Here is a 13,584-nt window from a genome sequence, read left to right as displayed (position 1 = left end):
GGATTCACCTCCTACTTCGCGACCCGCAACCGCTCGAAGCGCAGGTTGGCGTCGTTGGAGTGGGTGATTCCGGAGACGCCGTCGCGGGCGCCGATGAGCACGTCTCGGGTGAACAGGAACGCCCACGGCGCCTGCTCGATGACGATCTGCTGGGCCTGCCGGGACAACTCGCGGCGTTCGTTGACGTCGGTCGTGGCCATCGCCTTCTCGATGAGCCGGTCGACGTCCTTGTTGGCGAAGTTCGTGTAGTTGGTGAACAGGCCGGTCTTCAGCAGGAAGTAGAGCTGGTAGACCGAGTCCTGACCCCAGGAGTACCAGGAGTCGACGTACATCTGCATCTTGCCGAGGTTCGCGTTGAACTCGGCGTCGCTCATCTCGTTGACCTTGACCGTGATCCCGGCCTGTCCGAGTGCGCTCTGGATGAACACCGCGGACTGCCGGAGCGTCACCTCCGTGGCCGGGACCGAGAGCGTCAGCGAGAGCTCGCCGGGGCCGATGCCCGCCTGTGCGAGCAGCTTCTTCGCGGCCGCCACATCCGTGGGGTAGGCGGTCCGGTCGCCCTTCTCGTCCAGCGCGTCCGTCATCGGGTACGGCACCGCGCCGTAGGCGGCGCCGGCGTAGCCCTTCATCACGTCTTTCCTGAGCGTGTCGTACGGGATGAGGTGCGAGATCGCCTGCCGTACCCGCACGTCCTTCAGGGCCGGGTCCTCGTTGTTGAAGCCGACATAGACGACGTCGCTGTAGGCCAGTTCGTACAGCTTCAGCCGAGAGTCCTGCTCGACGGCCTGCGCGATGTCCGGCGTCAGCCCGACGACGAGATCGACCGCGCCGTTCTGCAGGGCCAGGAACGCCTGCTGCGGGTCGGGCAGGTTCTGCACCACGACGCTGCCGGGGGCTTCGGAGATGTCCATCGCGGTGAATCTGTCGTTCTTCCTCAGGGTGAGGCTCTGCCCCTTGACCTGCGACTCGACGACGTACGGGCCGGACTCGGTGGCCTCCTTGGCGAAGAACGCGGCCGACCAGGGATCGTCGGCGGTCTTCGCCGCGGCGGACTCGTCGAGGATGGGGAAGATCTGGAAGGCGAGGAACTGCTCGATCAGTGGCGAGTAGTGGGTGACGTGCAGCGCGACGGTGGATTCGTCCACCGCGACGATGCCCTTCTCCACGTCGGGGATGTTGAGCCAAGCGCCGACCGCGGCCACGTAGCCGACGTCGGACAGGGCCCGGCGCAGCGAGTAGACGACGTCGCCCGAGGTGATCGGGCTGCCGTCCGCGAACGTCACGCCCGCGCGGAGCTTGAAGGTCAGCGTGGTGCGCTCGTCGTTCCAGGTGGCGGATTCCGCGAGGGAGGGGGCGCTCTTCCCGGTGTATTCGAGTACGCCGTCGGCCGGTGCCGCGTAGTCCTCCTGCAGGAGGGTTCCGTAGATGTTGCCCACGACGCCGTAGGCGGCCACCGACCGGAACTGGTGCGGGTCGAGGGTGTCGACGTCCGACGAGAACGCGACGATGACGTCCCCCGCGCCGCTCCCGCCCTGCGGAGGCGGTGGGCCTCCGCAGGCGGCCGTGGCCAGGAGGAGCAGCGAGGCGGTCATCGCGGTGAGAATTCGGGGGGTGTGCTTCACGGCAGGTCTCCTCTTACTGTTTCAACCGGCTCGTAAAGCCAGGCCGAGCTGCTCGATGTCGCTTCGCAGGGAGTCGGCGGCGATCGGCGCGAGCGCGACCTCGTGGGAGCCGGCCTCGGCGAGCGCATGGACCCGTGCGACGCAGGTGTCGAGGTCACCGCAGACGGACAGCTGGTCGATCCAGCTGTCCGGCATGTCCGCGGCGAGCGCCGCCGCGCCGCCCTTGGCGGCGAGGGCGCGCAAGTCTCCGGTGATGCCGATGGCGTCCGTCATGACCGTGCTCTCGCCGTCCGCCAGGTAGTCGGCCAGGATCGGGCGGGCCTTGGCCCGCGCCAGCTCCACGGACTCGGCGAGCACGAAGAAGGCGAACGTGATGATCGGCTTTCCGGCCCCGCCCATGAGGTCGCGCTGGGTACGGACGAACTCCGGTGAGCTGAAGACCGACAGCAGCAGGCCGTCGGCCAGCTCACCGGTCAACGCCGTCATCCTGGGGCCCGTGGCTCCTATGTAGATCGGAGGCGCCTGCTCCGGCGGGAATTCGAGACGGACGCCGTCGAACTGGAATCCGCCGTACTCTCCCGAGACCTCCTCCCCGGCGAGCAGGGACCGGATCGTCTCGACGTTCCCGCGTACGGCGGCCAGCGGCCGAGGGTGCCCGATTCCCTGCTGGTCGAGCCAGCCGAGCCCGCCCGCGCCGAGCCCCAACCGGAACCGGCCGGGATAGGCGGACGCCAGGGTCGCGGCCTCCATCGCCGTCAACGCGGGGTGGCGGGCGTAGGCCGAGAGGATGCCGGTGCCGACCCGCAGCCGTTCGGTGGCCCCGAGGATCACGGCCGCGCCGGCGATGCCGCCCGTCGCGAAGTAGTCCTCCGTCGACCAGACGCTGTCGAAGCCGTTCGCCTCGACCGCTCGCGCCACGGCGCTGAGCTCCGCGGTGTGGAAGCCGCTGCCCAGGACGAACCCGACGGACGGGGTGTCGCCGCTCACTTCTCCACCTTTCCGAGGATGTGGTCCGACGTCAGGGGGATGGTCCCGACCTGCGCGAGACCGTCGACGAACCGCGCGAGCTGGGGGCGGGCGGCGATGGCCCGCGCGAGCAGCTCGCGTCCCCGCTCGGTCTGTCCGGCGCGCAGCAGCAGCACGCCCTGCCAGGCGGTCGGCTCCGGATCGTCTCCCAGCTCCCGCTGCGTCGCCCGCAGTCCGGCGAGCGCGGCCTCCAGCTCGTCGCCCACCACCGGCTCGGCGCCGGTGACCAGTCCGGGCGCGAAGACGGACTCGAAGAAGACGTCGTACGCCCTGCTCATCCGCAGGCTCGTGCTCAGCGTCTCCAGCGGGTCGGGATCGAAGTCGGCGCGCAGGTCGTAGACGCCGCCCTCCCACGGGTGCTCCGCCGGCTCGGCCGCGACGACCCGAAGCGAGGCCGACATCCGCCCACGCACGTCACCCCCGGCCTTCTGCCCGGCTTCGAGCGCGATGAGGAGGCGCTCGGCGAACTCGCCCTCGGCCCCGTGGAAGGCGTCCGAGATCGCGGGCAGCACCCGGTCGTTGTCGAGCATGTTGCCGATCGCGATCGCCGTGCCGGAGGCGACGCTCCCGCACGAGGGCACGCATCGCGATCCGGTGTGGTGCGCGATCGCGCCCGACGAGTCGACGAAGGCCACCTGCCGGATGTCGCGGTCGGGGTCCGCCGACAGCAGCGCGGCCAGGGCCTCCTCCGCCCCGATACCCATCTCGAGCAGGGCCAGGCCGCGCGGACCGTACGAGACCTCGACGAACGACTGGGTCGCGATGGCGCCCACACCGGCGCGCGCGTGGTTCGCGACGATGCCGACGCCGTAGGCGTGCGTCGCGGTCGCGACGCCGAGCCGGCCGGTCGCGTCATCTCTGGCGACGATGGAGAAGGTCACGACGTCTCCAGCGCCTGGTCGTATTCCGTGCGGATCCCGGTGCTGTACGGGGTGTTGCCGAGGCCGCGGACCGCGGCGGAGTCCTTCTCCGTCTTGGCCGCGGGCGCCTCGTCGTCGGCGGGGCGCGTCGAGCAGTGGAAGTGCCACATCTTCCACTCCGCCCGGCCATTGCCGTCGTCACGTCGGTAAATCTCCGTCGAGCGGTAATAGGCCGGCCTGTCGATGATCTGGTCCTCGGGAAGGGCATTTCCCTCTTCGTCCCTGACCACCCAGGCGGGAAAGTTTCCCTCGGAGACCACGTACGCCATGTCGCCGGACACGTCGACCCTCAGCACGTAGTCCTCGCAGAGCCCCCAGCGATCGGTCCTGGCGTAGAAGGACCAGAGATTCGCCAGGTCATCGACCCCGAAATACGGGTGGTCGTTGAGGTTGAACATCAGGAAGTTCTCGTCGCCGACGGGGAACACCGTCCTCATCAGCGGGATGTCGATGTTGAAGTTCGCGTAGTACCAATCGCGGTGGAGCCGCAGGATCTCTTCCTCGTCGGATGTCTGTGCGGTCATCGGAGAGGCCCTTCTCGGGAGGTGATGTAATCAAATTACATAGACTGACCAGTTGTGGCTAGACCTCAATAATGAAAAGTTCCGATCCTTTATCGAGGGAGGGGTAGTTCGGAACAGTCGGCCACCGCCGCCAGGCCCGCCAGGGCGTCGAACACGCTCGCGTCGCCGGCCAGCGACACGAACTTGTCCCGGAGCTCCTCCCGGGTGGCCGGGTGGGCGTGGTGGCCGTGAGGGTTGTCCACCGTCGCCTCGCTGGTCTCGGCCGAGGTCCGGATCAGGACACGCGCGGGCGCGCCGAAGGGCCAGCGCGCGTCCATGGAGGGATCGGCGGTGACGATGACACGCTTCGCGAAGTCGGCGATCCGCTCGTCCCATGCGAAGGACGCCGGTCCGGTCGAGCCGGTGAGCAGGGCGGCGGCGACGGCGTACGGCAACGAGAACCGGGTGGACAGCGAGTTCGGCTCGGGCGGCCGGTCGATCCGGAGATTGGCCGACACTGTTGTCACCTCGACCTGGCGGACACTCAGAGGATCCCGCACGGCCAGCCCCGCCCAGGCCGCGCGCAGGGCGTCGAGGGCACTGTGGTTCAGGGCGCAGGCGGAGTGGAACTTGAAATAGTTGCGCCGGATGCGCAGCGTTTCGCTCCTGACGGGTTCGGCGAGCGCGGGCGTGTCCACGGCGTACGGCTCGATCACGGAGAGGTGCGACGCCAGCGACCCGGTGAAACCGGCCCGGTGCAGCGTGCCGGCCAGCACCCCGACCCGGTTGGCGTGACCGCTCCACGTGTTCCGGGCGGTCGCCCCCTCGTAGCAGGCCTCCCACCCGGTCAGCAGCGGCTGGGTGGCGGCGATCCGCGCCACGGCCACGGGGTCGGCGCGGGTGAGCCTGGCGACGGCGACCGCCGCCGCGATCGCGCCGAAGTGCCCGTGCGGGTGCATGGCGCGAGGCAGTACGAAGGACTCGAAGAGCCGGGCGGCCACCTCGTAACCGGCCACGATCGAGGCGACCAGTTCCGCCCCCGGCGCGCCGGTCGCCTCCGCCACCGCCAGCGCGGCGGGCACCACGTGCATCGCCGGATGGCCGGTCGGCCGGAAGCCCTCGTCGAGTTCGAGGAAGGTGCCGGCCGTCCCGTTGAGCCAGGCGACGGTCGCCGGGTCACCGAAGGCGCCGGCCGGGACCAGCGCCCGCGCGGAGGACGACCGCGCCGGTGCGATCGTCAGCCCGAGCGACGGGTCGGTGGCCAGGGCGACGACCTCGGGTGAGCGGGCGCCCGCGGACATGACCCCGACACTGTCGGCGAAGACCAGCCCCACGTGATCGACGAGTTCGCCGGGCAGGTCGGACGGCGTCAGCGCGGCCGCCTGTGCGACGAGCGCCTCGACCCGCGTCACCAGGGTGGCGGTCACGTCCGCCTCCCGTCATGGTCCGCGGCGACGAACCGCCCCCGGCGCTCGCCCACCGGCTCGGAGTCCTTCATGGCCGGCGCTCCTCCGAGCACGCTCGCCGTCACCCGGCCCCTGAGGTTCCAGCCGTCCCATGTGGTGACCGGGTTGAGGGCGTGCATGCGGTCGTTGGAGATGTGGCAGCTTCCCGACGGATCCACGAGTGTCAGGTCGGCGTCGGCGCCCGGCCGGATCGTGCCCTTACGCGGCCAGAGGCCGTACAGCTTCGCCGTCGAGGTCGAGAGCACCTCGGCCAGCCGGGTCGCCGAGATCCTGCCGCGTGCCATCGCGTCCACCATCAGCGGGGCCAGGGTCTCGACGCCGAGCCCTCCGGCCGGGGCGCTCCCGAAGCCGAGCATCTTCTCCTCGACGAGGTGCGGCGCGTGGTCGGAGCCCACCGACGAGATCGTGCCGTCGTTGACGGCCGCCCACAGCGCGTCCTGGTCGGCCTGGGAACGCACCGGCGGGTAGACCTTGATCGCCGGTCCCAGCCTCTCGGCGTCCCGGTCGGTCAGCGTGAGGTACTGCGGGCAGGTCTCGGCGGTGACCGGCGCCCCGGCCGCGCGGGCCTCCCGCACCACCCGCGCCCCCGCCGCCGAGGCCATGTGCACGACGTGGAAGCGGCATCCGGTCACCCGGGCGAACTGCGCTCCGACCGCGATCGAGGTCGCCTCGGCGACGGCCGGGCGGGCGAGGAGCAGGTCGTCGTAGGTCTCGATCGGGTGCCCGAGCAGTTCGGCGGACCGGGCCAGGATGTGGCGGTCCTCGCAGTGGGCGGCCAGCACCCCGCCGTACGACGCGACCTCCCGGAACATCTCCAGGACCTCGCCGTTCTCCGGCGGCAGCAGCAACGAGTCCGGCGGCGCGGCCGCGAAGTCGTAGACCAGGCCCTTCGTCTCCTTGTCCAGCGCGTAGCCCCAGAAGAACTTCACCGCGACCGCGCCGGCGCGGTGGAGCCGGACGACCTCGTGCAGGTTGGCCGGTCCCAGCGCCATCCCCCACAGGCCGAAGTCGACCCACGCCCGGCCGGCGTGCTCCCGGCGCCGGCTCTCGAAGGTCGCGACGTCGGTGACCGCCGGGATCGCGTTGGGCATCTCCAGCACGGTCGTCGTGCCGCCGCAGAGCGCTCCGAGCGTCGAGTGAGCGAACGTCTCCTTGTGCGTCGAGCCGGGATCGCGGGAGTGGACGTGCGGGTCGATGAAGCCGGGGAAGACGAGCTGCCCGGTGGCGTCGACGTGCTCGTCGGCCGGCTGCGGCTCGCCGCGGTCGACGAGCGCCCGGATCCTGCCATCGGCGCACAGCAGGTCGGCGGCGATCAAGCCCTGCTCCGTGACCAGGGTGCCATTGCGGACCAGAAGCCTCACGCCTGATCTCCTCTCGACTCCGAGCCACCCGCGTGACTCGCTTGACTCGCGCGCGTGCCGGCCGCTCGTGGGGTGGCCGCTCGTGGGGTGGTGGCTTGCCGGGTTGTGGCTTGCCGGGTGGCCGCCGCGGCGCGGGCGTCGAGCCGCAGCATCGACGCGACGAGGAGGTCGGTGCCCACGGCGAGTTTCGCGGGATCGGTCCACTCCTCCGGGACATGGGACAGGCCTCCCCTGCTGGGGACGAAGATCATCGCCGTGGGAGTCACGCGGTTGATCATCTGTGCGTCGTGACTGGCTCCGGAGGTCAGCACCCGGTACGGGATCCCCAGCTCGTTCGCGCTGTCCGTCACCTCGTCGCGAACCCAGTCCGGCAGCACGACGGCCGACGTGTCGGCCAGCAGCCGCACGGCCAGCCGCGTGCCACGTCGCAGGCACACGGCCCGCATCCGGCCCACGATCTCGGTCGCCGCACGGCGTTGGCGATCGGCGTCGATGTCGCGTACATCGAGTGAGAAGGTCACCGCGCCGGGGATGGTGGTGATCGATCCCGGCTCGACCGTCAGGCGGCCGACGGTCGCCCGGGTGCCGCGGTGGCGTGGATCGAGGGCGAGCCGCTCGGCGACCAGCACGGCTTCGGCCGCGGCCGCCAAGGCGTCCGCGCGTCCGCGCATGGGGGTTCCTCCGCTGTGCGAGGCCCGCCCCGTGACGACGAGTTCGAGCCGGGTCGAACCGGAGATGAGATCGACGACACCCACATCGATCTTCGCGCTGTCGAGCACGGAGCCCTGCTCGACGTGGAGCTCGACGAAGGCGGACCAGTCCGCCGGACACCACGGCGTCGAGGCGGCCAGGTCCGGGTCGAGACCCACGCTCTCCATCGCCTCGGCCAGCGAGATGCCGTCCCTGTCACACCGCTCGTCCAGTTCGCGACGCGACGAGAGCCCGGCCGCCAGCTTCGAGCCGCAACAGGCCTGCCCGAACCGAGCGCCTTCCTCACCCGCGAAGGCCACGAACCGCAGCGGCAACTCCGTCTCTACCTCGGCCTCGCGCAGCAGGCGCGCGACCTCGACCGCCGCCATGGTGCCCGCGATGCCGTCGAAGCGACCGCCGTTGTAGACGGAGTCGAGGTGGCTGCCCGTGCCGACGGCAGGGCCGTCCGCCCGCCCCGGCCGCGTCGCGATGGTGTTGCCAGCCGGGTCGACACGCACGGAGCAGCCGGCCTCCGTCATCCACTGGCCGAAGAGATCGTGCGCACGGCGCTCCAGCCGGGTGTAGGCGAGGCGGCTGACGCCGGGGCCATCCTCGCTCAACGCGGCCATGCTCCGCAGGGTCGACCACAGGCGGTCGGCATCGGCCTTGCGGGTGGCGATCGGCTGCGTCATCTGGACTCCCGCCCTCGGCTCGCGGCCGCGCGCAGCTCCACGTCGTCGAACAGGTTGTCCAGCATGACCGCGAGGCCACCGAGGCGTGCCGCGGCGCCGGCGTCGCGATCGACGGCTGCGAGCACCCCCACGACCGTCGCGCCGCGACGCCGCGCCAACCGGACCGCCTGCACGGCCGAGGCGCCGGTGCCGGTCACCCCTTCGACCACGAGCACCCGCTCACCCGGATGAAGCTCTCCGGAGCACACCAGCTCCTTCCCGGTCGGCGACCCCGCGATGCGCGCCACCACCAGGGGCAGTCCGGTCTCGAGAGCCAGCGCCGTGCCCAGCACGAGCGAATGGGGCTCGCGGCCGATCAGGCGATCGGCGTCCGATGGCACCCGGTCCGCGAGGATCGAGGCCAGACGGCGCAGCACGGTCGGCTTGGTCAGAAACTGGTCGGCGTCGACGAACTGGCCGTCGCTCCCCCAGGCGGCCGCCACGACGTCCGCGAGCAGCTCGGCACGACGCTCCTCGTCCGTCTGGAACGCCCGCATCTCATCCCTGGCGAGGACGCTCCAAAAGTCGGCCGCCCGGAGATCGGCCGTCCGTAGGTCGGCCATCGGGAAGTCAGCCGTCCGTAGGTCGGTCGTCGGGGAGTCGGTCGTGGCGCCTTGGGACGCCGGAGTCGTGGTCATGCCCGGAGCCCACATCCGCGCGCGGCCAGGATTCCCTCACGCTCCGCCGACTCCCAGAGCTTGTGAACCGCGGCCGTCGCGGATCGGATGGCGCCGGACTCGTCACATCCGAGGATCGCGCCGCCTTCTACGACGACCTTCCCGTCGATCATCACGAGGGAGACGTCGGCGGGCGTGGCATTCCACACCAGGTTCTTCAGCGGATCCCGGACCGGCTGCAGATGCGCGCCGCTCAGGTCGACGGCCACGAGATCGGCGATGCACCCGGCTTCGATGCGTCCGAGCCCGGGCCGCGCCAACGCGGAGGCGCCGACGTCGGTCGCGGCGCGAAGCAAGGTCGACGCGTTCCCGGTGTCGGAGTCTCCGCTGGTCAGCTTGGAGATGAACCCCGCGGCGCGCATTTCGGCGAAGTAGTCGAAGTTGTAGGCGTCCGTGCCGATGCCGGTCCGCACTCCGTGCCGGTGGAAACGGTCGAACGACACCGTGACGCCGCTTCGGGCGAAGGTGAGCGGGCAATGGGCGACGGTGGTGCCGCTCTCCCGGAGGAGGTCGAGATCGCCCGCCTCGGCGTGGACGCAGTGGGCGGCGACGACGTTGGGGCCGAGAAGCCCGGTGTCGTGCAGGAACTCGACCGGAGTCCGCCCGTAGCGCTCTCTGACCGAGTTGACCTCGATGCGGCTCTGCGCCACGTGGATGCTGACGATCGTGTCCCGGTCCCTCGCCTCGTGGCCGATACGCCGCAGCAGGTCGGGTGAGCACGTGTCGGTGGCGTGCGGTCCGAACCCGACCCGGATGAGACCTTCGGGCCCCTCGTCGTACTCGTCGGCGATCTCCAGCGCGTCGCTCAGCGACCGGTTCTCGTCGATCTCGACGTAGACCGGGTTCCCGGCGGCGTCCACACCGCGGGTGGGCCTGGAGAAGATGTACGGCGCGCCGAACACGCGCAGGCCCAGTTCCTTGGCCACGGCGAAGAACGACCTGTGCACCGCGCGCGGCATCTCGAGGACGGTGGTGGTCCCGCTGCGAAGGACCTCCATCAGGGCGAGGCGGTAGACGGCCCGGATCTCGTCCTCGGCCAACACCGTGCCGGCATGGTCTCCGAGCGGCATCAACATGCTGTAGACCAGGTCGTCGGCTGTCGCCTCGGGCCCGACGTCATCGACGATCCCGCGGAAGATCGGCCCGTTGATCGAGTGGTTGTGCAGGTTGACGAAGCCGGGAAACAGGATCCCCTCACCGAGCTCCACCCGGCGGGCGTCCACGCCGGCCGATCCCCGTACGACGTCAAGGATGTGCCTGCCTTGGACGAGGACGGTCGCGCCCTCAACGACGTCGAGGCCGTCGCCTGAGCCTGGCACGACGGTCCAGCGAGCTCTCAATGCAGTGACAGGAGAAGACATCGCGATCCTCGTTGCAGAAGAAATGTAATCGGATTACATTGCACCGTACTCGCCATGGCGGTCACGTCAACCCTGTCGACCGGGCCGCGCTACCACATCTGGAGGCTGCAGTGAGTGAACTGTCCGTTGTGCGCAACGCGCACGTCTTCGCCCCGGAGGACCTGGGCGTGCGCGACGTCCTCATCGCGGGCGAGAAGATCGTCGCGATCGAACCGCGCCTGGACCTGGGACGACTGCGCGCGACGGAGATCAACGCATCGGGACGACGCGCCGTCCCGGGAATGGTCGACGGACACCTGCACGTCATCGGAGGCGGAGGCAACGAGGGGTACGCGTCCCGGATCCCCGAGCTCTGGGTGGGGGAGCTCGCGTCGGCGGGCATCACCACGGTCGTGGCTCCACCCGGCATCGACATGGTGGCCAAGAACCTCGAGGCAATCCTCGCGAAGACCTACGCCCTGCAGAGCGAAGGCGTGACGGCGTACATGATGGTGGGAGGCTTCCAGCGGCCGTTCCGCACCTTCACCGGATCCATGCTTCGTGACATCTTCACCATCGAGCGGATCCTGGGAGTCAAGATCGCGCTGGGAGAGACCCGCGCGTCACGCTTCCAGGAGCACGAGCTGATCGAGCTGGCCGCCCAGCTCCAATGGCTGCACGGGGCCACCGGCAAGGCCTGCGTCATGCACGCCCACCTGGGCGAGTCGGAGGACCCGGCGGGCCAGCTGCTCCACACCATGCGCGCGTCCGGCGTCCCACCGCGGCGGTTCCAGGCGACCCACTGCAACTACACACCCGACACGATGCGGGCCGCACAGGAGGTCGCCCGGAGCGGCGGCTTCGTGGACTTCAACCCGATCCTGACGCCCGCGTTCGGGCATCCCCGCGCCGTCCCGGTGGCGCGGGCGATCCTCCAGAGTCTCGAGGCCGGAGTCGACAGCGACCTGGTGACCATGACCACCGACGGAAACGCGAGCGTCCCGATCACCTTGCCGGACGGGACTCCCGGCACGTACGAGAAGAGCCTCACCTGGCTGTGGGAGGCCGTGGTCGAGCTGGTCCACGAGGGTGGGCTGCCGCTGACGCAAGCCCTGTCGTTCGTGACCGTCAACCCGGCGCGCGCCCTCGGACTCGAGGCGCGCAAGGGACGGATCCGCGTGGGCGGAGACGCGGACCTCCTGGTGATCGGACCTGACATGAACATCGCCCACGTCATCGCTCGCGGCAGGCACATGGTCGACGATGGCCGCCCGACGGTCATGTCGCTCTACGAGCCCGGCCGGGCACCGCACGACGCGCCGAGGGGCCTCATCGGGACCGGCGAATGATCGACTCACCGGTCCGGCGAGAGCCGGCCGTCCACCCCTGACCCTGGGGCGACGCCCTCAGGCGGCCCCATCGCATGACCCCGAGGCGTGACGGCGCAGAGCGCCCGGAAGCGGTGGGCCACCACCTCCGGGCGCTCTGATCACGCTGCGCCAGCCCCTGTCCTGGCACAGCCGGTACGCCTACGGGCCGGCCGGGATCACCTGAAGCGGCGCAGGCGCAGGCTGTTGCTGACCACGAAGACGCTGGAGAACGCCATCGCGGCTCCCGCGATCATCGGGTTGAGCAGGCCGGCCGCGGCCAGTGGCAGGGCGGCCACGTTGTAGGCGAAGGCCCAGAACAGGTTGCCCTTGATCGTGCCGAGCGTCCTGCGCGAGAGCCTGATGGCGTCGGCCGCCACCCGGAGGTCGCCGCGGACCAGCGTCAGGTCCGAGGCCTCGATGGCGGCGTCGGTGCCGGTGCCCATGGCCAGCCCCAGGTCGGCCTGGGCGAGCGCGGCGGCGTCGTTGACGCCGTCGCCGACCATGGCCACGACCTTGCCCTCGGCCTGCAGCCGCTTGACCACGTCCACCTTGTCGGTGGGCAGCACCTCGGCGATGACCTCCTCGATGCCGACCTCGGCCGCCACGGACTTGGCCACGGCCTCGTTGTCGCCGGTCAGCAGGACCGGGGTGAGACCGAGCGCGCGCAGCCGCTGGACGGCCTCCTCGCTGGTCGGCTTGACCACGTCGGCGACCACCAGCACGGCACGTGCCTTGCCGTCCCAGCCGACCGCGACCGCCGTACGGCCCAGCGCCTGAGCTTCCCGGAGAGACCGCTCCAGCTCCGGCGTGAGGTACTGCGACCACTCCTCCAGCAGCCGGGGGCGGCCGACCAGGACGGCGTGCCCGTCCACGATGCCCTGGACGCCGAGCCCTTCGACGTTGGTGAAGTCCTCCGGCGTGGGAAGCTCGCCGACACGAGCGGTGGCGCCCTTGGCGATGGCCTGCGCGATGGGGTGCTCGGAGGCGTGTTCCAGGGCACCGCTCAGACGCAAGACCTCGGCCTCGTCCTCGCCGTCGGCGACATGGACACCGGTGAGGGTCATCTTGCCCTCGGTGACGGTGCCGGTCTTGTCCAGCACCACGGTGTCGATCTTGCGGGTGGACTCCAGCACCTCGGGGCCCTTGATCAGGATGCCGAGCTGGGCGCCCCTGCCGGTGCCGACCAGCAGGGCGGTCGGGGTGGCCAGGCCGAGCGCGCACGGGCAGGCGATGATCAGCACCGCGACGGCCGCGGTGAAGGCCGCGCCCGCACCGCTCCCGGTGCCCAGCCAGAAGCCGAGCGTCCCCAGGGCGAGCGCGATCACGATCGGCACGAAGATGCCGGAGATCCGGTCGGCCAGCCGCTGGACCTGCGCCTTGCCCGTCTGGGCCTCCTCCACCAGCTTGGCCATCTGGGCGAGCTGGGTGTCGGCGCCGATCCGGGTGGCCGTCACGATGAGCCGCCCGCCCGCGTTCACGGTCGCGCCGGTCACCGCATCGCCCGGGCGCACCTCCACCGGCACCGACTCGCCGGTGAGCATCGAGGTGTCGACGGCGGAGGTGCCTTCTTCGATCAAGCCGTCGGTGGCGATCTTCTCGCCCGGCCGGACGACGAACCTCTCCCCCACCTTGAGCTGGTCGCTGGGGATGCGAACCTCCGCCCCGTCCCGCAGCACCGCGACGTCCTTGGCGCCCAGCTCCATCAGCGCCCGCAGCGCCGCGCCCGCCCGCCGCTTGGCACGCACCTCGAAATAACGCCCGGCCAAGATGAACGCCGTCACCCCCGCCGCGGCCTCCAGATAGATGTTGCCCGACCCGTCGGCACGCTGGATCGTCAGCTCGAACGGATGCGTCATGCCCGGCACCCCGGCCGTGCCG

General features: G+C 70.6%; 11 protein-coding genes. 1 reads left to right on the top strand and 10 read right to left on the bottom strand.

The annotated features are described in order from the left end of the window. Positions 1-11: 11 nt before the first annotated feature. The 9 genes from AB0C16_RS30415 to AB0C16_RS30375 form a co-directional block, all read right to left on the bottom strand. Positions 12-1,622: an ABC transporter substrate-binding protein gene (locus AB0C16_RS30415; RefSeq protein ID WP_357687785.1), complete on the bottom strand. Its 1,611-nt coding sequence runs from the start codon at positions 1,620-1,622 to the stop codon at positions 12-14. Positions 1,623-1,643: 21 nt separating this feature from the next. Beyond that, entirely contained in the window at positions 1,644-2,609 is a 966-nt protein-coding gene (locus AB0C16_RS30410) for an LLM class flavin-dependent oxidoreductase (protein WP_357687783.1), read from the bottom strand. Further along, complete coding sequence (locus AB0C16_RS30405; protein ID WP_357687781.1) at positions 2,606-3,529, bottom strand: DUF1028 domain-containing protein; 924 nt, start codon at positions 3,527-3,529, stop codon at positions 2,606-2,608. The genes AB0C16_RS30410 and AB0C16_RS30405 overlap by 4 nt, the downstream gene beginning before the upstream one ends. Then, positions 3,526-4,092 carry a hypothetical protein gene (locus AB0C16_RS30400; protein ID WP_357687779.1) on the bottom strand — a complete coding sequence of 189 codons (567 nt, stop codon included), beginning with the start codon at positions 4,090-4,092 and terminating at the stop codon, positions 3,526-3,528. Before AB0C16_RS30400 ends, AB0C16_RS30405 begins: the two co-directional genes overlap by 4 nt. 89 nt (positions 4,093-4,181) lie before the next feature. Beyond that, positions 4,182-5,498: an MmgE/PrpD family protein gene (locus tag AB0C16_RS30395; RefSeq protein ID WP_357687777.1), complete on the bottom strand. Its 1,317-nt coding sequence runs from the start codon at positions 5,496-5,498 to the stop codon at positions 4,182-4,184. Further along, positions 5,495-6,898, bottom strand: a complete 1,404-nt coding sequence (locus tag AB0C16_RS30390; RefSeq protein WP_357687775.1) for a dihydroorotase family protein — start codon at positions 6,896-6,898, stop codon at positions 5,495-5,497. The genes AB0C16_RS30395 and AB0C16_RS30390 overlap by 4 nt, the downstream gene beginning before the upstream one ends. Beyond that, positions 6,895-8,280 carry a Zn-dependent hydrolase gene (locus tag AB0C16_RS30385; RefSeq protein WP_357687773.1) on the bottom strand — a complete coding sequence of 462 codons (1,386 nt, stop codon included), beginning with the start codon at positions 8,278-8,280 and terminating at the stop codon, positions 6,895-6,897. The genes AB0C16_RS30390 and AB0C16_RS30385 overlap by 4 nt, the downstream gene beginning before the upstream one ends. Then, positions 8,277-8,957, bottom strand: a complete 681-nt coding sequence (locus tag AB0C16_RS30380) for a hypothetical protein (protein ID WP_357687771.1) — start codon at positions 8,955-8,957, stop codon at positions 8,277-8,279. Before AB0C16_RS30380 ends, AB0C16_RS30385 begins: the two co-directional genes overlap by 4 nt. Next, positions 8,954-10,315, bottom strand: coding sequence for an amidohydrolase family protein (locus tag AB0C16_RS30375; protein ID WP_357687769.1), 1,362 nt, complete (start codon positions 10,313-10,315; stop codon positions 8,954-8,956). The genes AB0C16_RS30380 and AB0C16_RS30375 overlap by 4 nt, the downstream gene beginning before the upstream one ends. Positions 10,316-10,467: 152 nt before the next feature. On the opposite strand from AB0C16_RS30375, the gene AB0C16_RS30370 reads away from it, so the two are divergent. Beyond that, positions 10,468-11,685 carry an amidohydrolase family protein gene (locus tag AB0C16_RS30370; protein WP_357687767.1) on the top strand — a complete coding sequence of 406 codons (1,218 nt, stop codon included), beginning with the start codon at positions 10,468-10,470 and terminating at the stop codon, positions 11,683-11,685. Between the two features lie 197 nt (positions 11,686-11,882). Here the strand turns inward: AB0C16_RS30370 and AB0C16_RS30365 are convergent. Then, positions 11,883-13,584: copper-translocating P-type ATPase (locus tag AB0C16_RS30365; protein WP_357687765.1), on the bottom strand; the 1,702-nt coding region annotated here is incomplete at its 5' end.

The organism is Nonomuraea sp. NPDC048916, assembly GCF_040649575.1.
Lineage (GTDB): Bacteria > Actinomycetota > Actinomycetes > Streptosporangiales > Streptosporangiaceae > Nonomuraea.
Note: the sequence above shows the minus strand (reverse complement) of the source record. Positions and strands in the feature narration are given on the sequence as shown.